General features: G+C 67.0%; 17 protein-coding genes and 5 pseudogenes. 12 read left to right on the top strand and 10 right to left on the bottom strand.

Translation table 11 applies throughout. From position 1 onward, the window contains the following. Positions 1-237: 237 nt before the first annotated feature. The 4 genes and pseudogenes from LXX_RS15615 to LXX_RS07135 all read right to left on the bottom strand — a co-directional run bounded on the left by LXX_RS15615 (position 238) and on the right by LXX_RS07135 (position 5,640). Positions 238-1,104 (bottom strand): annotated as a pseudogene (locus tag LXX_RS15615) (anthranilate synthase component I family protein). 623 nt (positions 1,105-1,727) lie between these two features. Beyond that, positions 1,728-3,095, bottom strand: a complete 1,368-nt coding sequence (locus tag LXX_RS07155; protein ID WP_011186249.1) for an AMP-binding protein — start codon at positions 3,093-3,095, stop codon at positions 1,728-1,730. 600 nt (positions 3,096-3,695) lie between these two features. Then, positions 3,696-4,286: an MFS transporter gene (locus tag LXX_RS07145; RefSeq protein WP_141692835.1), complete on the bottom strand. Its 591-nt coding sequence runs from the start codon at positions 4,284-4,286 to the stop codon at positions 3,696-3,698. A gap of 355 nt (positions 4,287-4,641) precedes the next feature. Continuing rightward, a pseudogene (locus LXX_RS07135) lies at positions 4,642-5,640 on the bottom strand (IS481-like element ISLxx4 family transposase). 154 nt (positions 5,641-5,794) lie between these two features. Here LXX_RS07135 and LXX_RS07130 point away from each other — a divergent pair. Continuing rightward, a complete protein-coding gene (locus tag LXX_RS07130; protein ID WP_041767567.1) occupies positions 5,795-6,226 on the top strand; it encodes a hypothetical protein in 432 nt (143 codons plus the stop codon). A gap of 93 nt (positions 6,227-6,319) precedes the next feature. Here LXX_RS07130 and LXX_RS07125 read toward each other — a convergent pair whose 3' ends face one another. The 3 genes from LXX_RS07125 to LXX_RS07120 are packed head-to-tail and all read right to left on the bottom strand — an operon-like array spanning position 6,320 to position 8,397. Further along, positions 6,320-7,339 carry an IS30 family transposase gene (locus LXX_RS07125; RefSeq protein ID WP_223227743.1) on the bottom strand — a complete coding sequence of 340 codons (1,020 nt, stop codon included), beginning with the start codon at positions 7,337-7,339 and terminating at the stop codon, positions 6,320-6,322. Beyond that, entirely contained in the window at positions 7,279-7,734 is a 456-nt protein-coding gene (locus tag LXX_RS16750) for a transposase (RefSeq protein WP_223227607.1), read from the bottom strand. The genes LXX_RS07125 and LXX_RS16750 overlap by 61 nt, the downstream gene beginning before the upstream one ends. Positions 7,735-7,776: 42 nt before the next feature. Continuing rightward, positions 7,777-8,397 carry a glycogen debranching protein gene (locus tag LXX_RS07120; RefSeq protein WP_011186247.1) on the bottom strand — a complete coding sequence of 207 codons (621 nt, stop codon included), beginning with the start codon at positions 8,395-8,397 and terminating at the stop codon, positions 7,777-7,779. 54 nt (positions 8,398-8,451) lie between these two features. Between LXX_RS07120 and LXX_RS07115 the strand changes: the two genes are divergently transcribed. From LXX_RS07115 to gatB, 8 genes are all read left to right on the top strand, one after another. Beyond that, complete coding sequence (locus tag LXX_RS07115; RefSeq protein WP_011186246.1) at positions 8,452-9,630, top strand: cysteine desulfurase family protein; 1,179 nt, start codon at positions 8,452-8,454, stop codon at positions 9,628-9,630. Positions 9,631-9,642: 12 nt separating this feature from the next. After that, positions 9,643-9,828 carry a hypothetical protein gene (locus tag LXX_RS07110; RefSeq protein ID WP_011186245.1) on the top strand — a complete coding sequence of 62 codons (186 nt, stop codon included), beginning with the start codon at positions 9,643-9,645 and terminating at the stop codon, positions 9,826-9,828. A gap of 45 nt (positions 9,829-9,873) precedes the next feature. Then, positions 9,874-10,974: a tRNA 2-thiouridine(34) synthase MnmA gene (gene mnmA, locus LXX_RS07105; RefSeq protein ID WP_011186244.1), complete on the top strand. Its 1,101-nt coding sequence runs from the start codon at positions 9,874-9,876 to the stop codon at positions 10,972-10,974. An 80-nt stretch (positions 10,975-11,054) separates the two neighbouring features. Further along, on the top strand, positions 11,055-13,322 hold the full coding sequence (ligA, locus tag LXX_RS07100; RefSeq protein ID WP_011186243.1) for an NAD-dependent DNA ligase LigA: 2,268 nt from the start codon (positions 11,055-11,057) through the stop codon (positions 13,320-13,322). Between the two features lie 154 nt (positions 13,323-13,476). Next, entirely contained in the window at positions 13,477-14,832 is a 1,356-nt protein-coding gene (locus LXX_RS07095; protein ID WP_011186242.1) for an alpha/beta hydrolase, read from the top strand. Positions 14,833-15,084: 252 nt separating this feature from the next. Next, positions 15,085-15,381, top strand: a complete 297-nt coding sequence (gatC, locus tag LXX_RS07090) for an Asp-tRNA(Asn)/Glu-tRNA(Gln) amidotransferase subunit GatC (protein ID WP_011186241.1) — start codon at positions 15,085-15,087, stop codon at positions 15,379-15,381. A gap of 17 nt (positions 15,382-15,398) precedes the next feature. Next, on the top strand, positions 15,399-16,946 hold the full coding sequence (gene gatA / locus LXX_RS07085) for an Asp-tRNA(Asn)/Glu-tRNA(Gln) amidotransferase subunit GatA (protein WP_011186240.1): 1,548 nt from the start codon (positions 15,399-15,401) through the stop codon (positions 16,944-16,946). Then, entirely contained in the window at positions 16,946-18,445 is a 1,500-nt protein-coding gene (gene gatB, locus LXX_RS07080) for an Asp-tRNA(Asn)/Glu-tRNA(Gln) amidotransferase subunit GatB (protein ID WP_011186239.1), read from the top strand. The genes gatA and gatB overlap by 1 nt, the downstream gene beginning before the upstream one ends. A gap of 51 nt (positions 18,446-18,496) precedes the next feature. Here the strand turns inward: gatB and LXX_RS07075 are convergent. Then, positions 18,497-20,192, bottom strand: a pseudogene (locus LXX_RS07075) (long-chain-fatty-acid--CoA ligase). A gap of 497 nt (positions 20,193-20,689) precedes the next feature. Between LXX_RS07075 and LXX_RS07070 the strand changes: the two are divergent. Together LXX_RS07070 and LXX_RS15605 are read left to right on the top strand one after the other, a co-directional pair. Next, on the top strand, positions 20,690-21,226 hold the full coding sequence (locus tag LXX_RS07070; RefSeq protein WP_041767565.1) for a DUF1697 domain-containing protein: 537 nt from the start codon (positions 20,690-20,692) through the stop codon (positions 21,224-21,226). A 130-nt stretch (positions 21,227-21,356) separates the two neighbouring features. After that, positions 21,357-21,611, top strand: coding sequence for a hypothetical protein (locus LXX_RS15605; RefSeq protein ID WP_011186237.1), 255 nt, complete (start codon positions 21,357-21,359; stop codon positions 21,609-21,611). Positions 21,612-21,971: 360 nt separating this feature from the next. Here LXX_RS15605 and LXX_RS07060 read toward each other — a convergent pair. Both LXX_RS07060 and LXX_RS07055 read right to left on the bottom strand, forming a co-directional pair. Then, positions 21,972-22,970 (bottom strand): annotated as a pseudogene (locus LXX_RS07060) (IS481-like element ISLxx4 family transposase). 76 nt (positions 22,971-23,046) lie between these two features. Next, positions 23,047-24,012: pseudogene (locus LXX_RS07055) on the bottom strand (aldo/keto reductase family protein). Positions 24,013-24,068: 56 nt separating this feature from the next. Here LXX_RS07055 and LXX_RS07050 point away from each other — a divergent pair. Beyond that, a complete protein-coding gene (locus LXX_RS07050) occupies positions 24,069-25,343 on the top strand; it encodes a DNA polymerase IV (protein ID WP_041767564.1) in 1,275 nt (424 codons plus the stop codon). Positions 25,344-25,374 lie beyond the last annotated feature (31 nt).

The raw sequence follows: 25,374 nt of genomic DNA, 5'->3' as shown, positions 1-25,374 counted from the left end.
GGTTGCACAGACTCTCTCGTTGCCCGCTCCGAGGTATCGATTCGATAGTCCGTCGACCTGCCGGAATGTCATGTCGAGTGCGGATGTTATTCGCTGTGAGTCGTCCTTAAAAGCTATCTTCTCCGTGATTTTGAGGTCGAGTACCGACCAGATTTTGGCCATAGGTGCCTATTGGTCGAGCCTGGAAATATCCCGGACGCAATCGATTGTTTCGGGTTCGACCACATAGGTATCTGATCAGCCATTGTCGATTCTCCAGTTCGTAGAGAGTCCGAGGGTGTTGAGGATTGGTTCAGCTTTGTGGAGGACCTCGGTCGACTCGTCGGACGCTTTAGATGGCCACGTGATCGCTCCACCCGCCCCGTACGACCAACTGCGTCTTGCATCTGGGCGCTGTCGCATAACCAGCGTCCGAATTGCGATGGACAGATCCACCGCTCCGGATAGGGAGAAATAGCCGATGGCTCCGGAGTACACGCCGCGCGGGTTTCCCTCGAGGGCCCGTGCAATCCGCATGGCGCTGGACTTGGGCGCTCCGGTCATGGATCCTGGAGGGAATGCAGCGGAAACGGCCGCTGCGCGATCCGTGGATTTGAGTTGAATCGAAATCGACGAGACCATCTGATGGACCGATACATAGGTCTCGACGCTAAATAGTCGCTCTACGCTCAGGGCGGCTGGATCGCCCGATTTCTACATATCGTTCCGAATAAGGTCGACGATCATCAGGTTCTCTGCCCGTTCCTTTTCGTCGCGCGCAAGTTCCTCGCGAACCTTTTGGTCCTCTGTATCGTCATCCTTTCGTTGGCGCGTTCCCTTGATCGGTTCTGCAAGCACGCGACCGTTCGGATCGATGGAGAGGAAACGTTCCGACGAACGGCTGAGGACGGAGATACCCCCGAGCTGGAGAAAGGAACCGAACGGAACAGGCTCGATGCGCCGAAGATGTCGGTATAGCTGCCGTTCTTGCGCGGAGGCACACACGTCCGGAAGGTCAAAAGTGGTCGTTAGACACACCTGGAATGCGTTCCCCTGGCGAATCTCTTCCCGACAAGTCTCAACCTGTTGCTCGTAGGCTGGCCGACTCGCTGGGGGAAACGGCACGGGCCTGAGGATCAACCCCTGGAAGCGCGGCCGAGGTGGTCCGCGTCGCGGCGACTCGGATTTGAGCGGCCGCCTGCTTTAGCCATGTTCTATTCGCAGCGTTGGCAGCGGAAGCGTTGACGCGGTCGTCCGCTGCGATTAGCGTCATTACCGTCGTTGTGCCTAGTACGTGATCCATGACGACTGCTCGGTCACAGAACAGAAGGTGGGCGTCGGTGCCGGCAGATAGCTTCGTGGGGGCGTCGACCTCATAACCCAGAAACCTTGCCCAACCGAGCAGGAAGGGGCATCCGAGATGTTCGGAGAGGTTTAGCGCCAATGCCCCGAGCAGTTGGTCGAGTGCCTCTGCGAAGGCGCGTTTTTGGATACCAGATCGGACGGCTTGAGAGTGGAGGCGGTGGTGAATTTCGGTGCCTGACCATTGTGTGACGCCTTCAACTGCAGTTAGCCTGCCAGAGAACGGCCCGTCGGAGCCGGCGAATATCGACCAACGGCTACGGTCAGGATTCCCGCCGGGTGTTTTGGAACTATCGAGCCACACGACATCTTGACTGGGGAACACGAAGTCGAGGAGTTCCGATGCGTCCGGTGTGGAATCGACGCCCAGGTTCGCAATGGTTACCTCAGCGGGCCTCATGGTGTGCCCTTGCTAGCGCCCGGAGCACGGGGGCATCACGAATCGTCTTCCCGCCGAAGGTTCTGGGGAAGCGCGGGATACAAAGCACCTGTGACGGCAGTTCGACCGTCTCGAGGGAACCGGTGAGAGCGTCACGAAAGGCCGTGCTACTAGCGCCCTCAGCAAGCTCAACATAAAGCTCGATTCGAGTTGAAAAAGCGGCTATGCACATGCCCGTGCCGATGGCGGCTTCTTCAACTCTGGAGAGATTGACTTTCCTGCCGGCGATGGACACTTGACTGTCCACCCGGCCGAGCACTGTGAATCGATCGGATCCGTCGTCATTCACTATGTCCACCGTGCGGAACCAGCCGTCGATGCACCGCGGATCTTCCTGGCTGAGGTAGGGCGAGTGCTGCATGCGGACTGCAAGTGCGCCGCTTGACGTGTCGAGTTCCCGGACGCCCGATGTGGAAAACCAGCGCAACGTTTCTGCTATCTGGCTCTGCGCAAGCAGCCCCGTCTCGGTGGTACCAAATATATTCACGGGCGAATTAGCGACAGCCGCCAGCCGGGCTGCCATTTCAGCAGTCAGTCGTTCCCCGGCAAAAAGAACTGCTTCAAGCGAGGAGAGGTACGCCCCCGCACGGTACTCAACCAAATGATGTAGCGCGGTTGGAACGGTCACAAGCGCACGTCCGCGTTGGTCCGGCACACCCAGCTCATTTGCCGTCATCTGCCGGGCGAAGCTCACGTCCTTGCCCGCAGCGAGCCCGCTCAGGATCGCGCCGACGAGCCCAAATGTGTGAAACGGCGAGCTTCCGAGGATCACCTCGCTGGTCCCAGAGCCGAGGTACCCCATCTGCTGATAGCGTTCGACCTCGGTGCGCACGCTGGACACGTCACGGCGGACCAGGCGGAATCTTCCGGTCGTCCCGGAAGTCAGCTGGATCATGAGCTCCGTGGACGGCGCTCCCGAATCGGCCTCCATTGGCGCTCTGACGACGCCAGCTTCTTCGAAGCTGAAGCTGGGCTTAACCGTTGATACGACCTCGGTTGTTGCCGTGTCGGATAGACGGGGATCAATAATGACCGGGCTCGCATCTAGGAGCCAAATCGACACGAGCGCATCGACGAAGGCTGGAGGGTCGGCCAACTTCACCAGGACCCTGTCGCCCGCAGCTATGCCCGCACTTCGTAAGAGGTTCGACGCTTCTTCTACGCATTGCTCAAGGACTTTGCGCTGTGTTCCGAACTGCGTTAGGCGTGGCCTCCGCGGGGCGTCAAGTAGAGAATGCGCGAAGTCAATGCGAGAGATGGAGTCGGCAACGAGGCGGGTCATTCTGGAGACTTTCTGGTCAGGGTTGATCAGCATCAGGGCGTGCGAATGGGTGAGCGGCGGCGCTGTCGCGACGCACAGACAACGCGTCACCTACTAGTCGCCAGAGAGCGAGGAAGGGCAGTCCAGCGGCTCCGGCAATGATCAGTGTCCCCACAAGCGGAACGGATGCCTCGGGTACGAGTGAGATAGCGAGCACACCGGCGACGACGGCCACATCGACCGCGGGACTCATGAGAGAGAAGTATCGTCCGATCTGGTCTCCGGGTACGCGACGCTGAATTTCAGTTAAGTAGATCGCTACGCCGACTTTAGAACCCCGAGTAGGCCAAGTAACACCACCAGCACGCTCAGACTCGGTGACCACAGCGTGGCTAACCACAGCGGGACCTCGGCAAGGGTGATCGCGACATACCAGCTTGTAGGCGACAAAATGCGAAGCCGCCCCACAACCAGTCCGCCGACTATTCCGCCTGCGGCTAACGCAGCTATCAAGAAACCCACCTTGTCTTGCGTCGTTCGCAGCGTCACCACCAACATCGCTGGCAAGAGCAGCCGTTGCACGCCGATGCCCACCGAGTACAAGACCCCGCTGAGCGTGTACTCAAGGATCAAGCGGTCGCTTCGGATGAGCGATCAAGCGCGTCGATAAGGGCTCATCAGGCGTTCGTGAATCCCTGTACGGGTGCGCCGCCGTTGCGGTGCAGTGGTACCGACTTCTGGCCTCGGAAGAGTGAACACCAGGCCGGCAGACGCTAGAGCGAGCACCGCCTCGAAATAGAAGATGTAGGTGTAGTCGGTTGCGGTGGCAATGATGGTGGCCACGAGAGGGCCCATCACCAAGCCGAGACGCTCTGTGGCAACGATGTAACCGCTCGCTTGTTGTTGCATCGCGTCCGGAATAACGCTCGCACGAAGGGCCATACGCGAAGAGATCGCAGGCAACCCCACAACACCGACAAGCACTGCAACCAGACTTGCCAGGGCTGGCGTCGTGGCCAGCGGATAGAGCATGACGACGACCGCACTTGCCAACGATGAAGAGACGGCGATCTTTCTCGGGTCTCGTGTTGAAACCAGATCTCCCACGAGCGGACCAAGGAGCACGTTCGGGAGCACCTGAAGAGCAAGCGCTAGACCTGATTCGATGCCCAGGCCGAAACGATCGACGAGCAGCAGAACGGCCGCCACGGCCGTCATTGCTGAACCCACCTGCGTCAGCAGCAAACTTACGATGAAGGTGTCTACCCGCCGACTGTCAGTTCGCAACGCGCGTCCTGCGCTTATCGAAGGAGCGGAGTGCGCGCACCATCTCCGGGGCGCGGTGAAGCTCCACGAGAATCTCCGGCGGTGGCACCGCCTGCACGCCAAGCCAGTCGAGGACCCGAACGAAATGTGACCGGTAGCTAGCGGCGAGATCTTCTCGGACACTCAACGGAAAGTCCCAGCCGTCATTCGTCGCCAACCGCAACTGCATGTTGGACCGTGCGTTCAATGACGGTCTCAGGGTCCATCTCAACATCAGCCGGTTTCCGATCTGGTCGGAACAAGTCCCAGATAGGGTCTTCCGACGCTCCCGTCGCTAGGTGTGATGTCCAGGGAGGTTGTTGTCGATTCTGCTAATGGGTGGGGCTCTGATGGCGGAGTGGTGCTGGTGATGATTGTAGAAGTGGGGTCAGCCGGGGAGTGCTTCTCGTCGTTCGGCCTCTGAACCATAGAACTGGGCGTAGGCCCAGCCGTCGGCGAGTGTGCGGTGGAAGCGTTTGATCTTCCCGTTGGTCTGTGGTCGGTATGGTCGGGTCTTCTTCGCCCTGATCCCGAGCTCTGTGCAGGCGTCTCGCCAGGCGTAGGACTTGTAGGCGGAGCCGTTGTCCGAGAGGACGAGTTCGACGCTGACATCCCGGTCGGCGAACCAGGCGACAGCACGCCGCAGGACACCGATCGCGGTGTCCGCCTTCTCGTCGGAGCAGATCTCGGCGTAGGCGACGCGGGAGTGGTCGTCGATGATCGTGTAGACGAACACGGTGCCCAACCGTGGCTCGTAGCGGTGGTTCCTGCTCTTCGTGCGGGTGGCGGTCGCTTCCCGGTTGCGTTCGCCCTGGACGCGGCCGACGAATCGTCAGCCGCCGCCGTTGGGGATGTTGCCGAACTTCGTCACGTCGACATGGATCAGCGATCCAGGGTGGTCGTGCTCGTAGCGACGGATCGGCTCGCCCGTGACCCGATCAATGGTGCAGAGCCGGTTGATGCGGCAGCACACCAGGACGGCGTGGACGGTCGAGGCGGGAAGGCCAAGCTCGCCGGCGATCTGCACCGGCCCCAGGCGTCGTCGCCACCTCGCCCGCACGATCCGCTTGAGCACGGGCAACGGCGTCCGCGTTGGCATCGATCGTGGGCGGCTAGACCGGTCGGTCATCCCTCCCGTGCCTTCGGCGCGGAACCTCGCCGCCCATTTCCGCGCGGTAACGGGCGAGACCATAAACATCTTCGCTGCGACGGAGACCAGCCAATGGTCCTCGACGATGAGCCTGGCAAGGCGCAGACGAGCGCGCGGTGTGAGAGCAGCGTTAACGTGGGACACGAAGGCCTCCTGGATCGTGAAGCGGTTGAACTGAACAGCTCCACTTCACAACCGGAGGCCCTCGCCCCTCAACTCCTCACGACCGTATCGCCGAAACAACCCCCCTGGACATCACACCTAGACGGTCTGTACGAGAAAATCGCTGAATGCGCGTGTGCCGCGAGCGAAGAAGTTTGCCTTCACCTACCCGGATGTGCTGCCTGATCCGTCGAACACTCCCAAGAAGGGCAACTCCGTCGATGTTCCTTTCACCGATGCGGATGTTCCGTATCTCCACCGGGTCGAGGACGAACTCAATGCTCTGATTCGCGAAGAGTCGGCGAAGTATGGTTTCACCGTGGTGGATGTCAGCGCTCGCAGCGAGGCACGGACGGCGTGCAGCGTTGCGCGACACTGGGTGAACAGTTTCGACGCTCTGAATTCGCTTGACCAGGACGGCGATGCCTTCCACCCGACGAGTCTGGGGATTGCGCACTACGTCAATCAAGTACGTGACGGCAAAATAATAAGCTCCCTTGAGGGGGCGGAGCCGGGTTCCCGGCCCGTCCACCGTCGTGATCAGCGTGCATGTCTCGACGGCGAATGATGGATCTCGACGCGAGAGACCAAGTAGGACACGTGAAAGCACCATGAAGGGCTCCCGGGTGGGCGGATTCCAGTGGTTGTTGCAACACGACGATTAGCTGGCGAGTAGTTTAGCGAGGCGTTCGGCTGGGGTTTCCCAGCCGAGCGTTTTGCGTGGGCGGGTGTTGAGCTCGTGGGCGACGTTCGTCAGGTCGGTTGCGGTGAATCGGGCGAGGTCTGTTCCCTTTCCCTTGGGGAAGTATTGGCGAAGGAGTCCGTTGGTGTTCTCGTTGCTGCCGCGTTGCCAGGGACTCGCGGGGTCGCAGAAGTAGACCGGGATGTCGGTGGCTATCGTGAACGACTTGTGAGCTGCCATTTCCGAGCCCTGGTCCCAGGTGATCGAGCGACGGAGTTCGCGTGGGAGTGTCTTGACGGCGCTGATCAGTCCGTCCCGGACGGATTCTGCGGTGCGATCGATGGGGAGATGGATCAGCATCACGAACCGGGTGGAGCGTTCCACGAGGGTGCCGATGGCGCTGTTGCGGTGTCCGCCGATGATGAGGTCGCCTTCCCAATGTCCGGGAACGGCGCGGTCCTCGATTTCGGCGGGACGGTCGGAGATCATTACCATCGGATCCGCGAAACGATGTCTGCGAGCGGCGCCAGAACGATGCGGTTTCCGCTTGGCCCGGCCGGTCCGCAGCACCATCGTGAGCTCGCGGCGGAGTTGTCCACGGCCCTGCACGTAGAAGGCTTGATAGATCGTCTCGTGCGCCACGCGCATCTCCGCATCGCCGGGGAACTCGCGGATCAGCGACCGGCTGATCTGCTCCGGCGACCAACGTAGCGTCAGCTTCCGTTGAACGTAACTGCGCAGCTGCGGATTGCGGACCAGCCTCGTGGCTTTCGGTCGCGGTCGGCGGCTGGCCGCTTTCCGATGCGCCACGTATGGATGGTAGCCGCCCTCTCCAGGAAGCTGATTCCGGCGAATCTCTCGACTGATCGTCGACACCGAGCGACCAAGCTTGGCCGCGACCCGACACAACGAAAGGCCGGCCCTGGTCAGGTCCCGGATCAGCTCACGCTCCTGCAGGGAGAGGAATCGTGGGTGGAGTGCGGCTTCGAGCGAACGCATCGACGCCCGCTGAACAGGATCAACAACGACAGGCACCCTGTCTTTGTAATCGACCACGCGACCATCTGGATAAATGCGTCGCCCGTTCGACTGTCCCAGAGGTATCCCGTGTTCGGGCTGATTCCGACTCGTCCCACCGCTTCGCGGCGCGAGAGCCCGCTGCTCCGCAGCTCCAGGTACTCGTCCTTGCATGGGTGCGCGCTCATGCCGCCGCCGGTGTAGCCGTGACTAGCCAGGCCCGCCTTGCGAACCCATTGCGCGCACGTCGCGGGGTTGAACCCTAGCTCCCTCGCCGCGATCGTCGTACTCCTGGACTCCTTGAAAATGACGAAGAAGGCTTCACGCTCCGCCTGGGTGTACTTCCTCTTCCCCGCACTGCGCCTTAAACGGGACACGGTCCTTGCAACTCCTAGAAACTCCAGATGTTGCAACAACCGCTAGAACCCAAGAGTGGGCGAGCCCCAGTAGTTTGTGAGGCCCTGCCGGAGGAGCCGCTGCTCGGAGACGAACGCTTGCACCAGCAGCAGTTCGACCGCGGTGACGCCGAGATCCTTCAGATAGCCGATGGCCGACTCGTGAGCCAGCCCTGCGTAGGTGCCGCGCAGCTCCTCCGGGACCTCCGGGTTCAGCCGGCTGAGGCCGCGCACATGCGCCTCGTAGACGACGGTGCGCTCCAGCGGTGTGCCCGGTTTGCCGACGCCGCCCCAGTCGAAGCCTTCACCGACCACGATCGAGCGCCATTCGTCCGCACCCACCCGTACCAGCCCTCGCGCGTAGGGGTCCAGCAGCAGCGTCTCCGAGGCGAAGACGTTCTGCGGCGAAGCGGGACCGGACACCCGGATGGCGTAGAGGCTGCCCGCCTGCAACGATTGGGAGCGCCCGGCCCAGACGTTGCCCGCGTCCTTCGTCATCGTCACGGTCTTGACCAGCCAGCTCGGGTCCTGGGGGTCGAACAGGCAGAGTTCCATCGCGTCGGCGTGCTCGGAGTAGACCCTCAGCTCGCCGCCCTGCGGTCCGATGCGGACACCGAGATCGCGGAGAGGGTCGGCGGAGGTCATGCGTCTTACAGTAGTGAACAGCAGTCGGTTCGCTCAGTGACGGGAGGAGTCGCGGTGCCGGTCTATCTCGATCACGCGGCCACCACGCCGTTGCGCCCCGAGGCCGCGGAGGCTCTGGTCGCGGCGCTCGGCGTCGTCGGGAACCCCGCCAGCATCCACAGCCAGGGCCAGCAGGCACGGCGGATGCTGGAAGAGGCGCGCGAGACGGTCGCGGCGACGCTCGGCTGCGACCCGGTGGAGGTTGTCTTCACCTCCGGCGGCACCGAAGCGATCAACCTCGCGGTCAAAGGGATGTACTGGTCGCGGAACACCGGCCGCAAACGGCCGCGCATCCTCCTCCCAGGCGGCGAGCACCACGCGACCACGGATACGGTCGAGTGGCTGGAGCGGGCGGAGGGCGCGCGCCCCGAGTGGCTTCCGCTCGACGCGGCGGGCCGCATCCTTCCGCCGGAGTTCGAGGGCGGCGAGGACATCGCGCTCCTTTCTTTCCTCGCCGTCAACAACGAGGTCGGCACCGTGCAGCCCACCGCCGAACTCGTGGCGCTTTCACGCGCGGCGGGGGTCCCGGCACACGTCGACGCGGTCTCCGCCTACGGTCACCTTCCGATCGACTTCGCCGCGCTCGGTGCCGACGCACTGAGCGTCTCCGCCCACAAGATCGGCGGGCCGGTGGGCATCGGCGCGCTCGTGCTCGCGAGGACAGCTGCGGTCGTGCCGCTTCTGCACGGCGGCGGACAGCAGCGCCAGGTGCGCAGCGGCACACAGGATGTGGCGGCTGCGGTCGCCTTCGCGGCGGCCGCGCGGGCGGCCGAGTCTGAGCGGGAGGCGGAGTCGTCGCGGCTGACGGCGCTGACGGCTCGGCTCGTCGCGGGTGTGCGGGCGGCGGTCCCATCGGCGCGGCTGAGCGGGCCGGAGCCCGCGTCGGGGGAGCGGGTCGCCGGGAACGCGCACTTCGTGTTCCCGGGCGCGCAGGGCGACTCCCTGCTCTTCCTCCTCGACCGGGCGGGGGTGTCGGTGTCGACGGGCTCCGCCTGCACGGCCGGCATCCCGGAGCCCTCGCCGGTTCTGCTCGCGATGGGCAGGGGCGAGGCCGACGCGCGGAGCGCCCTGCGGTTCACCCTTGGGCGAACGTCGACCGCCGCGGATGTGGACGCTCTGCTTGCGGCCCTCCCGGACGTCTGCGCCCGGGCCACCCGCGCGGGTCTCGCCGAGCGGGCGACCCGGCTTGTCTGATACAAAGGCAGGATGAAACGGGATCTCATCACGGTTGATGTCAAAACGACTAGCCTGCGCGACGCCGAGGCGGCCCTCCGGCAGGTGCTCGGCTCCTACAAGAACCCGAGAGTGGTCGCCCTGACCGCGATCGGGCCGAACTGGTGGCAGTGGTCCTCGCACATCCAGCTCCTCGCCGCGATCGAGTTCGACGACTGATCTCGTGCGGCGCTCGCCCAGCTGCGGCGGCGTAGGATTCCTCGGGTGAGGGTTCTGGCAGCGATGAGCGGCGGCGTCGACTCGGCCGTGGCTGCGGCGCGCGCGGTCGAGGCGGGGCACGAAGTGGTCGGGGTGCATTTGGCGCTGAGCCGGCTGCCAGGAACCCTGCACACGGGCAGCCGCGGTTGCTGCACGATCGAGGACTCTATGGACGCGCAGCGTGCAGCGAACGTCATCGGCATCCCCTATTACGTCTGGGACTTCTCCGAGCGCTTCGCCCTCGATGTCGTGGACGATTTCATCGCCGAGTACTCCGCGGGCCGCACCCCCAACCCGTGCATGCGCTGCAACGAGAAGATCAAGTTCGCCGCGCTGCTCGAGAAGGCGCTCGATCTCGGTTTCGACGCCGTGTGTACGGGACACTATGCCAGCATCGTGACGGACGCCGATGGCAACCGAGAACTGCACCGGGCAAGCGCGTGGGCGAAGGATCAGTCGTATGTCCTCGGCGTGCTGACCGCTGACCAGCTGGCGCACTCGATGTTCCCGCTCGGCGTCACACCCTCCAAGGCGGAGGTTCGGGCCGAGGCCGCCGCGCGGGGGCTGACGGTGGCGGCGAAACCGGACTCGCACGACATCTGCTTCATCCCGGACGGGGACACCCGCGGCTGGCTCGCCGAGCGGGTGGGCGCCGAGACCGGAGATATCCTGGACCGCAGCGGGGCCCGGATCGGAACGCACGAGGGCGCACACGCCTACACAGTCGGCCAGCGCAAGGGCCTGAACATCGGTTTCCCCTCGCCGGACGGCCGGCCGCGTTTCGTGCTCGAAGTGCGCCCGAAGGACAACACCGTCGTCGTCGGCCCGAAAGAGGCTCTGGACATCGCGGAGATCGCCGGTGCGCGGTACACCTGGGCGGGGACGCCGCCCGCATCCCCGGACACGCCGTTCGCCTGCGAGGTGCAGATCCGGGCGCACGCCGACCCGGTGCCCGCCGTGGCCCGGGTGGCCGGTGGCGAGCTCGTGATCCGTCCGGACGCCCCCCTCAACGGCGTCGCACCCGGGCAGACCGCCGTGGTGTACGCGGGGACCCGCGTCCTCGGCCAGACCACCATCGACCGCGCCGTCTCCGCCGTCCCGGTCTGACGCCCGCCCCGGTCGGCTCTGCCGGCCCGGTGGGGCGTGGGGCGGGCATCGGGGTCAGCGGTCGTTTATATGCTTGCTGAGTGGCGGAGACGACGGAAGACCAGGTGGCGGCGGACGCTCGAGCGGAGGCTCAGGGGCTGACGACGCGGATACTGGAACTGCGGGACGCTTACTACGAGCTGGACACGGTGCTCGTCAGCGATGAGGAGTACGACCGGATGCTGCGGCGGCTCGAAGAGCTGGAGCGCCTGCATCCCGAGTTGCAGAGCCAGGACAGCCCGACGCAGACGGTCGGCGGGCGGGCGCAGACCACGCTGTTCGCACCGGTGGAGCACGCCGAGCGGATGCTGAGCCTCGACAATGTGTTCTCATTCGAGGCCTTCGAGGCCTGGGCGGCGAAGATCGAGCGGGACGCCGGCCGGCGGGTGGACTACCTCTGCGAGCTCAAGATCGACGGTCTGGCGATCAATCTGCGCTACGAGAACGGCGTGCTGGTGACGGCTGCGACCCGCGGCGACGGCGTGGTCGGCGAGGACGTCACCGAGAACATCCGCCACATCCCGGCCATCACACAGCGGCTCTCCGGAGCGGGCCCGTTCCCGCCGGTCGTGGAGGTTCGCGGCGAAGTCTTCTTCCCGGTCGCGAAATTCGAAGAACTGAACGCCAACCAGCAAGCGGCGGGCGAGCGGGTGTTCGCGAACGCTCGCAACGCGGCCAGTGGCTCGCTGCGGCAGAAGGCGGAGGGTAAGAACCCCGCGCAGCGGAGGCTCATGCGCGATCGGCTGGGCCGGCTGCGCATGCTGGTACACGGCATCGGCGCGTGGCCCAACCCGCCGGTGGCCACTCAATCCGGGGTGTACGAGCTTCTGCGCTCCTGGGGCCTGCCCACCTCGGCGCACGGCCGCGTGTTCGGGACGGTGCAGGAGGCCGCCGACTTCATCGGGCGCTCCGCCGAGCGCCGGGACACCGTCGAGCACGAGATCGACGGCGTCGTGATCAAGGTCGACGAACTCGTGCTCCACGACGAGCTGGGAGCGACGTCGCGGGCCCCACGCTGGGCGATCGCTTACAAGTACCCGCCCGAGCAGGTCAACACCAAGCTCCTCGACATCGTCGTCAGCGTCGGCCGCACCGGGCGGGCGACGCCGTTCGCGGTCATGGAGAAGGTCAAGGTCGCGGGTTCCGAGGTGCGTCAGGCGACGCTGCACAATCAGGATGTGGTCAAGGCCAAGGGCGTGCTGATCGGCGACACGGTGGTGCTGCGTAAGGCGGGCGACGTCATCCCCGAGGTGCTCGGCCCGGTGGTCGAGCTGCGCGACGGCACCGAGCGCGAGTTCGCGATGCCGACGGACTGCCCGGAGTGCGGCACGCCGCTGGCCCCCGCCAAAGAGGGCGACATCGACCTGCGCTGCCCGAACGCGGAGTTCTGCCCGGCGCAGGTGCGGGGGCGGGTGGAGCACATCGGCTCGCGCGGCGGGCTCGACATCGAGGCGCTCGGGGAGGTGGCTGCCGCGGCCCTGACTCAGCCGCGCTTCCCCGAGAGAGCGCCGCTGCCGACCGAGGCGGGACTGTTCGGGCTCCGATTGGAGGACCTGTTCCCGATCGAGGTCGTGGTGCGGGATTCTGAGACCGGGCTGCCGAAACTGACCGAGACGGGCGTCGAAAAGGTAGACGCCCCGTTCCGTCGCCGGCGACAGAAGAAGGATGGAGCGTTCGACCCCGAGGCGGAGGCGTTCGACGGCGACGAGATCGCGGTCCCGTCCAAGAGCGCGATCGAGCTTCTGGCCAACCTGCGGGCGGCGCGCACCAAGCCGCTGTGGCGTATTCTGGTCTCTCTCAACATCCGTCACGTCGGCCCGGTCGCGGCTCGCGCTCTGGCGGACCATTTCGGATCGCTCGACGCGATCCGGGCTGCATCGCGCGACGAGCTGGCGGCGGTGGACGGTGTCGGCGGCATCGTCGCGGACGCTGTGCTGTCCTGGTTCGAGATCGGCTGGCACTGCGAGATCGTCGAGAACTGGGCTCGTGACGGCGTGCAGTTCGCGATACCGGGCCACCCCGGCCCCGGGCGGGCGGACACGGGGGGCGGAGTGCTCTCCGGTCTCACGGTCGTGGCGACGGGATCGCTGGAAGGGTACACCCGCGAGGCCGCGCAGGAGGCGATCGTCGCGGCCGGGGGGAAAGCCGCGTCCAGCGTGTCGAAGAAGACCGATTTCGTCGCGGCCGGTCCCGGGGCGGGGTCCAAACTCGCCAAGGCGGAAGAACTGGGGGTGCGCGTTCTCGATGCCGCGCAGTTCACGATTCTGGTGGAACAGGGCCCAGGCGCCCTCCCGGAGGTCGCAGAGTAGTCCCTTGTTTGTGGAAATAGGGAGTGATTTCTTCCCGAGAAATGGGGGTAGAACTTCCGGGCGGTCCTCAGCGGCTCCCGGTACAGTAGAAGTGCGCGTTCGCTCGTTGCGTGCCTATGGGCTTGGCTCGCTCGTGGAGGGAGATTCGGAAAGAATGCTGGTCGGCTTCGCAGCGTTCTCGATCGTTACCTCGGTCGTCTCGGGACTCACCGGGGCCGTCAGCGTTCCCGCGGAACTCCCGGACCGGCTCACCGCCGGCCCTAGCGTCAGCCTCGCCGCGTCCGGTCTGTCGCCGGCCGGTGACGTCCCCGCGAACTCGGCTTCCGTCCCCGGGGCGGTCCCGGTCGCCGCTCGCTCGCCGTTGCTGTCGAGCATCCAGACCGTCGATCCCGCGGCGCTCCCCGGCTTCCTGAGCGCTCACGCGGCGGAGGTCCACCGGCTTCTCGCCCGCCCGCCGGCCGCCGCCGATGTCGCTCAGCTCTGGAAGCTCCTCGATCCGGCCCGGCGATCGGCGCTGCTGCAGAGCAGTCCGCACCTGGTCGGCAATCTGGAGGGCATCCCGTACTCCGTCCGCGGGAAGGCGAACACACTGGACCTGGACCGCACGATCGCGTCGGCCGAGCGGCGGTTGAGCACCGAGCGGGGCAAGGACGGGCGGGTCGTCCTCCAACGCCGGCTGGACACGCTGGGCAAGGTGAAGGCTGCGCTCGCCAGGAAAGACGGCGTCGAGCGCACCCTCGTCACCCTGGACCCTGCCGGGGACGCCCGGGCGGCGATCGCGGTCGGCGATCTCAGCACGGCGTCGTATGTCAGCGTCCTCGTGCCGGGCATGTACATGTCAGTCAAGGAGCAGATCGGGTCGTGGGCGACGGTCGCGCAGGAACTGCACGACCAGCAGAGCGCGCACCTGAAGGGTTTCCCGGGCGGCCACAGCGCTCCGGGCGTCGCGGTCGTCGCGTGGATCGGCTACCAGACCCCGGTCCTGATGAATATCGGCAGCCTGACGCTCGCAGAACAGGGCGCGGACAGCCTGGAGCGGACGCTCGAGGGCATCCGCAGCCTCCGTGCGGGCGATCAGCCGTATCTCTGCGTGTTCGCGCACTCGTACGGCTCGACGGCCGCGCTGCTCGCTCTCGAGCGCCACACGGTGACGGTGGACGCGCTCGCCCTGATGGGCTCGTCGGGTTCCAATGCCCAGTCGGTCGAGGACCTCTCCGTCGCGAACGGTAATGTCTACGTTGGCGAGGCGCCGATGGACCCGATCGTGGACAGCGCGTTCTTCGGTTCCGACCCGGGAGCGCCCTTCTACGGCGCGAAGTCGATGGGGGTGGAGGGGGCGGTCGACCCGATCACGCACAAGACGCTCGCCGGCTCGACCGGACACAACGAGTACTTCATGGCCGGCACAGAGTCCATGCGCAACCTGGCGATGATCGGGATCGACAAGGGCGGGCTGGTCATCCCGGCGAGCGGCCTCCTCCAGCGGACGCAAGCCGTCCCGAACCGCTGAACCGGTTCGGGTCGCGGACCTGGTCGCTGTCGGGACCGTCCCTGTGTGCGCTGCCGCCGAGCCGCAGAACGGCGGAGTGAGCCGGCGAAGACTTCACGCTGAGGAGGCGAGGCCGGGGCCGCCGACTCATCGCCCGCGACCGGGCTGCGCAGGCGTCAGGAGGCGTGCCACGCGGTCAGCCGGCGGGGGACGCGGTCTGTCCGGGTGACCATAGAATTGACGGTGTCCACCCCGAGAAGCTCACGGAGACGCATGTCTGAAATCAGCGCAGAACAGGTCGCGCACTTGGCGAATCTCGCCCGGATCGACCTCAGCCCGGAAGAGATCGCCTCGCTCACGAGCGAGCTCGGTCAGATCGTCGAGGCGGTCGCCAAGGTGCAGGAGGTCGCGGGCCCCGAGGTCCCGGCCACGAGCCACCCGCTGCCGCTCGTCAACGTGTTCCGTGCCGACGAGGTGCGTCCGTCGCTGACCGTCGACCAGGCGCTGTCCGGCGCCCCCGCGCGTGAGGGCGACCGTTTCGAGGTCGCCAGTATCCTGGACGAAGACTGAGACGGGGAGACACGACCATGACGGATCTGACCCGGCTCTCCGCCGCCGCTCTCGCCGATCTGCTCGCCGCGGGCGAGATCTCCTCGGTGGAGGCCACCCGTGCCCATCTGGGCCGCATCGAGGCGGTGGACGCGGATGTCCACGCGTTCCTCCACGTCGCCGGTGAGAAGGCGCTCCGCACCGCCGCCGAGATCGACGGCCGCCGTGCCTCCGGTGAGAAGCTCGGCCCGTTCGCGGGGGTTCCTGTCGCGATCAAGGATGTGCTCGCGACGAACGACATGCCCTCCACCTCCGGATCGAAGATCCTCGAAGGCTGGCTGCCGCCCTACGATGCGACCGTGGTGCGCAAGCTGCGCGAGGCCGATCTGGTGCCGCTCGGCAAGACCAACATGGACGAGTTCGCGATGGGCTCCTCCACTGAGCACTCCGCCTACGGCCCCACCCGCAACCCGTGGGACCTGGAGCGCATCCCGGGCGGCTCCGGCGGCGGTTCGGCCGCGGCCGTCTCGGCGTTCGAGGCGCCGCTCGCCCTCGGCTCCGACACCGGCGGCTCGATCCGCCAGCCCGCCGCGGTCACCGGTTCGGTCGGGGTGAAGCCGACCTACGGCGGCGTGAGCCGCTACGGCGCCATCGCGCTGGCGAGCTCGCTCGATCAGGTGGGTCCGGTCTCCCGCACGGTGCTGGATGCCGGTCTGCTGCACGACGTCATCGCCGGTCACGACGCGCTCGACTCCACCTCGCTGACCGATGTCTGGCCGTCGATGGCCGATGCGGCGCGCGCGGGAGCACGCGAGGGCGCGCTGCGCCGTGTGCGCGTCGGCGTCGTCCGCGAGCTGAACGGCGAGGGCTTCCAGGCGGGCGTCAAGCAGCGCTTCGAGGAGTCCCTGGGCCTGCTGGAAGGCGCCGGGGCGGAGATCGTCGAGGTCTCCGCACCGAGCTTCGAGTACGCTGTCGCCGCCTACTACCTGATCCTGCCCGCCGAAGCCTCCAGCAACCTGGCGCGCTTCGACTCGGTGCGGTTCGGACTGCAGGTCGACCCGGCGGAGGGTCCGGTCACCGTCGAGCGCGTGATGGCGGCCACCCGCGACGCGGGCTTCGGCCCGGAGGTCAAGCGCCGCATCATCTTGGGCACCTACGCGCTCAGTGCGGGCTACTACGACGCGTACTACGGCAGCGCCCAGAAGGTGCGCACGCTCATCCAGCGCGACTTCTCGGCCGCGTTCGAGCGGGTGGATGTGCTGGTCAGCCCGAGCGCGCCGACCACCGCCTTCCGGTTCGGGGAGAAGCTGCACGACCCGATGGCGATGTACCTCAACGACATCACCACCATCCCGGCCAACCTCGCCGGCGTGCCCGGCATGGGCCTGCCGATCGGCCTGGCGCCGGAGGACGGTCTGCCCGTCGGCCTGCAGCTGATGGCCCCGGCGCACGCCGATGCCCGCCTCTACACGATCGGCGCCGCTCTGGAGCGGTTGCTGGAGGAGAAGTGGGGCGGCCCGCTGCTGGCCCAGGCGCCGGATCTGAGCGCCACCGAGATGTTAGCGAGCGAAGAGGGAGCCGTCTGATGGCGAAGGTCGACCTGATGGAGTACGAGCGCGCCCTGGAGCTCTTCGAGCCGGTGCTGGGGTTCGAGGTGCATGTCGAGCTGAACACGAAGACGAAGATGTTCTGCGGCTGCGCCAACGAGTTCGGATCGGGCGCCAACACCAACACCTGCCCGACCTGCCTGGGGCTCCCCGGCGGTCTCCCGCATGTGAACGAGAAAGCGATCGAGTCGAGCATCCGCCTGGGTCTCGCGCTGGGCTGCGACATCGCGGAGTCGAGCCGGTTCGCGCGGAAGAACTACTTCTACCCGGACCTGGCGAAGAACTTCCAGACCTCGCAGTACGACGAGCCGATCGCGCACGACGGCCGGGTGAGCATCGAGCTGGAGAACGGCCGCGAGCTGACCATCGAGATCGAGCGGGCGCACATGGAGGAGGATGCGGGCAAGCTGACCCACATCGGCGGCGCCACCGGCCGCATCCAGGGCGCGGATCACTCCCTCGTCGACTTCAACCGCGGCGGTGTGCCGCTGGTCGAGATCGTCACCAAGATGATCGAGGGCGCGGAGACCGACGCTCCGGAGGTGGGCCGCACCTATGTGCGCGCCATCCGGGACATCGTGAAGGCGCTCGGCGTCTCGAACGCGCGCATGGAGGAGGGAAACGTCCGGTGCGACGCGAACGTGTCGCTCCGCCGCCGCGGTTCGTCGGAGCTGGGCACGCGCACGGAGACCAAGAACGTCAACTCGCTGCGCTCGATCGAGCGGGCGGTGCGCTACGAGATCCAGCGGCAAGCCGCCATCCTGGAGGCCGGTGGCGCGATCGTGCAGGAGACGCGGCACTGGCACGAGGACACCGGCAGCACCTCCGCCGGCCGGCCGAAGTCCGACGCCGACGACTACCGCTACTTCCCGGAGCCGGACCTCGTGCCGGTGGCCCCGAGCCGCGAGTGGATCGAGGAGCTGCGCGGCACGCTCCCCGAGCCCCCTGCGGCGCGCCGCAAGCGGCTGACCGCCGAGTGGGGGTTCACCGCGCTGGAGTTCCAGGATGTCGCGAACGCCGACCTGCTCGACGAGCTGGAGGCCACCATCGCCGCGGGCGCGGCCCCGGCCGCCGCCCGCAAATGGTGGACCGGCGAGATCGCCCGCGTGGCGAACGCCCAGGGCGTTGCGGCCGGGACGCTCGTCGCCCCCGAGCACGTCGCGGAGCTCGCTGGACTGGTCGAAGCGGGCACGCTGACCGACCGGCTGGCACGCCAGGTGCTTGAGGGTGTCATCGCGGGGGAGGGCCGCCCCCAGGAGGTCGTGGACGCGCGCGGTCTCGCGGTCGTCTCGGACGACGGCGCGCTGGTCGCCGCGATCGACGAAGCGCTGGCCGCGCAGCCCGACGTGCTGGCGAAGATCCGCGACGGCAAGGTGCAGGCCGCGGGCGCCGTCATCGGCGCGGTCATGAAGGCGATGAAGGGCCAGGCCGACGCCGCCCGCGTCCGTGAGCTGGTCCTGGAACGGGCGTCACAGTAGCGGAGCGGGGCGTCCCGGCGCTCTCCGGCGGAAAGCAGAGCGCGAGAGCGGTCAGTGCTCGTCCTGCCGGTTCAGCAGTTCCTCGCGCACTTTGCGCCGGATCACCTTCCCGACGATGTTGCGCGGCAGCTCGTCCACCGGGATGACGTGGCGGGGCACCTTGTAGGGTGTCAGGCTGTCGCGGGCGAAAGCGCGGATTGCCTCTTCGTCGAAGGACGCGCCCGCTTCCATGACGACGGCGGCCACGACATCCTCGCCCCTGCGGCGGTGCGAGAGGCCGACGACAGCCACGTCCGCGATGCCCTCGAAGCCGTGGAGGGCGTCTTCGACCTCGGTGGAGGCGATGTTGAAGCCACCGGAGATGATGAGTTCCTTGATCCGGTCCACGATGCTGACGAAGCCGTCCTCGTCTATCGTGACGAGGTCGCCGGTGCGGAACCAGCCGCCTTTGGCGAAGACGCCGGCGGTCTCTTCGGGCTGACGCCAGTAGCCCGAGAACACTTGCGGACCGCGGGCGAGGAGCTCGCCCTCCTCCCCGAACGGCCGGTCGGCGGAGAGATCGTCGGGGTCGGCCACACGGAGCTCCGTGCCGGGAAGGGCTAGACCGACGGTTCCCGCTTTGCGGGTCGCCCCGACGGGGTTCGCCAGGAGGACGGGGGAGCACTCGGAGAGGCCGTATCCCTCCACCAGATAGCCGCCGGTCTTCGACTCCCACAGCTCCACGGTGGTCTGCGGGAGGCTCATGGCGCCGGAGATGGCGATGCCGATTCCGGAGAGTGAGGCTTTGCGCTTCCCGGCGGCCTGAACGAGGCGTTCGTAGATGGGCGGGACGGCCGGGAGGAAGGTGGCGGGACGCTTCTTCACGGCATCCAGCACCAGATCCGGATCGAACGCCGGGAAGAGCACCAGGCGCGAACCCATGCTCATCGCGAAGGTCAGGGAGAGGGTGAGCCCGTAGGCGTGGAACAACGGCAGCGCGGCGAACACGACAGACGTGACGCGCTCGATGGTCGGCACCCAGGCGCGCGCCTACGCCGCGTTCACGGCGAGGTTCAGATGGGTCAGCATGGCGCCCTTTGGCCGCCCCGTCGTGCCGCTCGTGTACTGGATGAGCGCCAGGTCGTCGCGCTCCGGCCGGGGATACGCCGCTTTCAGCCGCCGTGAGGCGGTCAGCGTCTCCCAGCGGACTGTCCCGATCGTCTTCCCCGTCAGCCGCGCGCGCCTTCCGCGCCGCCGGCAGCGGGAGTCGCAGCGCGAACCGCTTCGACGCGGGCATGGCTCGGGTCAGGTCCACAGAGACGACGGTGCCGACGTGGAGGTCCGCCGGGAACTCCTGGACCGTCTTGGCGACTTTATCCCAGACGATGGCGACGGTCGCCCCGTGATCCTCGAACTGGTGGCGCAGCTCGCGCGCTGTGTAGAGCGGGTTGTGATCGACCACCACCGCTCCGAGCCGCAGGACCGCGTAGAAGGCGACGACGTGCTGCGGACAGTTCGGCAGCACGAGCGCCACCCGGTCGCCCTTGCGCACGCCGCGCTGGCGCAACCTCTCCGCGACGCGGGCGATCTGGTCGCCGAGCTCCGCATAGCTGGTCGTCGCGCCGAAGAACTCGAGTGCGACATGTTTGCCGTACGTCGCCACCGACTCATCTATCAGGTGGGCGAGGGAGCCGGCGGGCAGTTCGATGTCGGCGGGCACATCCGGTGCGTAGCCGGCGATCCACGGGCGATCGCTGTAGGTAGTCACAGCCGACAGCCTGATAATTAAGGATGCCCAGGCGGTCCGTGCGGCTGCGGTGCGCCGACCTGCATGCACGGCCTTCTCGATCGGGGCCCCACCGGAGAGGGACTCCCCGCTTCGCCCGGAGGGGATCGCCGCCCTCCCCGGCGGGAGGGGACGTCCTTGTGGTGGGATGCTTGAGTGATGTGGAAGCGTAAGACCGGACGGCCTCGCGACGAGGCACGCACCTATCCCCGTTCCTCCCTGCCCGGTCTCGGCGTCGGCGTTCAGGTGTACGTGCGCGAGCAGGCGCCGCACGCGGACGCCGACTGGGCGGGGGGAGCCGACCGGTGTGATCGTCGCTCCCGGCGATCGCAGCGTGCGGAACGTGTACGGGCCGGTCGACGGGCTCACGACCTGGCTGGTCGCGTTCAGCGAGCCGCAGTGGCGTCGCGACGGGCGCGGCCCGTACGAGAACACGATCCCTCCGGGCTGCTCGTGCCCGCGGAGCCGGCGGAGTAGGCATGCTCGGCGTCGGTCTGGTCCGCGGCATCAATGTCGGCGGGTCCGCCTGTGTGTCCAAAGCGGATCTCGCCGCTGCGTTCGAGGCGGCTGGTTTCGCGGAGGTGGTGACGCTCCTCCAGAGCGGCAATGCCGTGTTCGCGGCCTCCGCGCCGCCGACAGCCCGCCAAGCCGCGGCGGTCACCGCGGCCCTGCGCGCGAGCACCGGAGTGGAGGCCGGGGTCGTGCTTCTCACCGAGAAGCGGTTCCGGTCGCTCGCGGCCGGCAATCCGCTGCTTCCGCTCGGAGACGACGAATCGAAGCTCATGGTGACCGTCCTCGATCACGACCTCCCGGCCGGTCTGGAGGTCCCGGCCGACGATGAGATCGCGCCCGAGGCGGTGCGCCTCGGGCATCGGGCCGTCTACCAGTGGTGTCCGCTCGGGGTGTCGAAGTCGGTGCTCCCGGCGGCGTTCTGGCGCGCGGTCGGTCCGGTCGCCACCGCGCGCAACCAGTGGACGGTGGGCCGCATCCTGAACGAACTCGATCGCCGCGGCTGAACCTTCCCCGGCCACTTCTCCGGACATCGCCCGAAACCCACAATTCTGGCATGTTCCTCGAGGCACTCTTCGATGGCAGGTCACGGAGGATTGCCCTGCCGCTCTGCTGATCGCTCTCGCCCTCCGCGACATGATCGGCCTCGGAGAAGGGTGCGCTTCGGGACTGCCGAGGGTCTCCCTCGTCCCGGCGGTTGTCCCGGCGCTGCCGGACCGCCTTCGCGCGAGCGCGCTGACGACCCGGTCGCTGCTCGAAGGGCAGCGGCTCGCCCTCTTCGACGTGGCCGCCGACCGCCAGCGGCATCTGCCGGCCTCGCTCGTCCAGCCGCCGAACTTCAGTGCGCTCGACCGTGCGATCGAACTCCAGGAGCTGGTGATCATGCACTAGGGCGAAGCCGTGCGCTGGGCGTCCGAGCGCCGCGCAGAGTGTGCTCGCACCTGCCTCGAATGCCCCGCCCGGCGGTCGGCGGACATCGTGGAGGCCGTGCATGGACGCGGGCACGAGCTTCGTCGTCAGGCCGCTTCCTTCCGCTTGGATCTCGCTGTGCTGCCGCTCGCCGAGGAGGTCGTGTGGACCGTCGGACCGAACATCGTCGTTGTCAGCGCGTCCCTGCGCGACGACTCGGCGGCGTTCCGCGACTCGTTTGGACGCTTGTCGCGGCGCTCGTTTAGACGACTCGCGTCGGTGGCGAGACCGTCTTCGCCGGGTCGGTCTCCGCGACATCCCCCACTGCTTCATCGATCCGCGCTAGGTGTGATGTCCAGGGAGGTTGTTGTCGATTCTGCTAATGGGTGGGGCTCTGATGGCGGAGTGGTGCTGGTGATGATTGTAGAAGTGGGGCCAGCCGGGGAGTGCTTCTCGTCGTTCGGCCTCTGAACCATAGAACTGGGCGTAGGCCCAGCCGTCGGCGAGTGTGCGGTGGAAGCGTTTGATCTTCCCGTTGGTCTGTGGTCGGTATGGTCGGGTCTTCTTCGCCCTGATCCCGAGCTCTGTGCAGGCGTCTCGCCAGGCGTAGGACTTGTAGGCGGAGCCGTTGTCCGAGAGGACGAGTTCGACGCTGACATCCCGGTCGGCGAACCAGGCGACAGCACGCCGCAGGACACCGATCGCGGTGTCCGCCTTCTCGTCGGAGCAGATCTCGGCGTAGGCGACGCGGGAGTGGTCGTCGATGATCGTGTAGACGAACACGGTGCCCAACCGTGGCTCGTAGCGGTGGTTCCTGCTCTTCGTGCGGGTGGCGGTCGCTTCCCGGTTGCGTTCGCCCTGGACGCGGCCGACGAATCGTCAGCCGCCGCCGTTGGGGATGTTGCCGAACTTCGTCACGTCGACATGGATCAGCGATCCAGGGTGGTCGTGCTCGTAGCGACGGATCGGCTCGCCCGTGACCCGATCAATGGTGCAGAGCCGGTTGATGCGGCAGCACACCAGGACGGCGTGGACGGTCGAGGCGGGAAGGCCAAGCTCGCCGGCGATCTGCACCGGCCCCAGGCGTCGTCGCCACCTCGCCCGCACGATCCGCTTGAGCACGGGCAACGGCGTCCGCGTTGGCATCGATCGTGGGCGGCTAGACCGGTCGGTCATCCCTCCCGTGCCTTCGGCGCGGAACCTCGCCGCCCATTTCCGCGCGGTAACGGGCGAGACCATAAACATCTTCGCTGCGACGGAGACCAGCCAATGGTCCTCGACGATGAGCCTGGCAAGGCGCAGACGAGCGCGCGGTGTGAGAGCAGCGTTAACGTGGGACACGAAGGCCTCCTGGATCGTGAAGCGGTTGAACTGAACAGCTCCACTTCACAACCGGAGGCCCTCGCCCCTCAACTCCTCACGACCGTATCGCCGAAACAACCCCCCTGGACATCACACCTAGCGCGTCCTCCGGCAGCCGCACCCCAGCGGCTGCCGCGTTCGCGGCGACCTGATCGGGGCGGGACGCTCCGACGATGGCACCGGCCACGTTCGGGTTCTGCAAGACCCAGGCGACGGCGAGCTGCGCCATCGTGACGCCCAGCTCGTCCGCGATCGGGCGCAGGCGCTGCACGCTCGTGAGCACATCGTCCCGCAAGAAGCTCTTGATCGCGCTGGTGCCCCCTTTCTCATCGGAGGCGCGGCTGCCGGCAGGAGGCTGCTCGCCGGGCAGGTACTTGCCGGTGAGCACGCCCTGCACCATCGGCGACCAGACGATCTGCGAGATGCCGAGCTCGGCGGAGGCCGGAACGACCTCCTTCTCGATGACGCGCCAGAGCATCGAGTACTGCGGCTGGTTGGACGATGAGCGGGATGCCGAGCTCCTTCGCCAGCGCGTGCCCCGTGCGCAGCTGCTCCGCCGTCCACTCGCTGACGCCGATGTAGAGCGCCTTGCCAGCCCGGACGATGTCGGCGAACGCCTGCATGGTCTCCTCCAGCGGCGTCTCGTGGTCGTAGCGGTGCGCCTGGTACAGTCGACGTAGTCGGTGCCGAGGCGGACGAGGGAGCCGTCGATGGACTCGAGGATGTGTTTGCGGGAGAGACCGGTGTCGTTCGGCCCCTTGGGACCGGTCGGCCAGTAGACCTTGGTGAAGATCTCCAGGGAGGCGCGGCGCTGACCGGTCAGCGCATCTCCGAGCACCTGCTCTGCCGCAGTGTTGGCGTAGGCGTCGGCGGTGTCGAAGGTCGTGATGTCCGCGTCGAGCGCGGCGCGGACTCACTGCGTCGCGGTGTCGTTTTCCACCTGGGAGCCGTGGGTGAGCCAGTTGCCGTGGACGATTTCCGAGATCTTGAGGCCGCTGTCGCCGAGGTATCTGAATTCCATGGGGATCACGCTACCCGTACGGAGCCGTTGTCGGCCCTTGGTGGCATTCTGGTGGAGTGGGACGAGCGGATGGCAGCGACCGGCAGGTGACGACCGCCGAGATCGACGACGACGACGCCACCATCTTGCACGTCGACATGGACGCCTTCTTCGCTGCGGTCGAACTGCTCGATCGGCCGGACGCGCGCGGGAAGCCCGCGATCGTCGGCCACGCGGGCGGGCGCGGTGTGGTCACGAGCGCGACCTACGAGGCGCGGAAGTTCGGCGTCCGCAGCGCCATGCCGGTCTCACAGGCGCTTCGGCTGTGCCCGACGGCGATCATCCTGCCGCCGCACTACGACAAGTACACGGAGTGCTCGCGCAGAGTGATGGGCATCTTTCACGAGATCACGCCGCTGGTGGAGCCGCTCAGCATCGATGAGGCGTTCCTGGACATCGCCGGCGCCCGCCGTCTGCTCGGTCCGCCTCGGCGCATCGCCGAGCTCATCCGCTCGCGCGTGCGGGAGGAGACCGGGCTCACCTGCTCGGTCGGCGTCGCGGGGACGAAATTCCTGGCGAAGCTCGCTTCCGGCCGCGCCAAACCCGATGGCCTCCTCGTGATCCCGCCCGCTGACGCCATCGCCTATCTGCGGCCGTTGCCGGTCGGCGCGCTGTGGGGCGTCGGCTCGAGCACACAGGCCTCGCTGGAGCGGATGGGGATGCGGACGGTCGCCGATCTCGCCGACGCCCCGCTGCCGGTGCTCGAGCGTGCGGTGGGCAAGGCCTCCGCGCACCGTCTGCACGAACTCGCGAACGGCCGCGACGCGCGGACGATCGTCACGGAGTCGCGTGAGAAGAGCATCGGCCACGAGAACACGTTCCCGGTGGATGTGGACGACCCCGGCGAGCTCCGCCGGGAGCTGCTGCGGCTCTCCGGCCGTGTGGGAGAGCGGCTGCGGAAGCACGGGATGGCCGGCCGCACCGTGGCGATCAAGGTTCGCTTCTCCGACTTCCGCACGCTCTCGCGCTCCCGCACGCTTAAAGAGCCGACCAACGTCGGGCGGCGGCTGTTCGAGGAGGCGTGGGATGTTTTCGAGGCGATCGGCATCCACCTCCGCGAGACGCCGATCCGGCTGATCGGGGTGCGGGCCGAGCAGCTGGCGGACACCGGGGGAGACGCGCTCGCGCTCTGGGACTCGGATGAGGAATGGCGTCAGACCGAGCGCGCCCTCGATGCCGTGAGTGCGCGTTTCGGGCACGGGGCGATCGGACCGGCGTCGCTCGTGCGGCGGACGCAGCAGGCGGAGGAGGCCGAGCGGGAGGGGCGGAACCCGCGCTGGCTGAGCGAGTGAGCCCGGGTCGAGTGTTCCGGCGTGGGCTGCG

The organism is Leifsonia xyli subsp. xyli str. CTCB07 (genome assembly GCF_000007665.1).
GTDB lineage: Bacteria > Actinomycetota > Actinomycetes > Actinomycetales > Microbacteriaceae > Leifsonia > Leifsonia xyli_C.
Note: the sequence above shows the minus strand (reverse complement) of the source record. Positions and strands in the feature narration are given on the sequence as shown.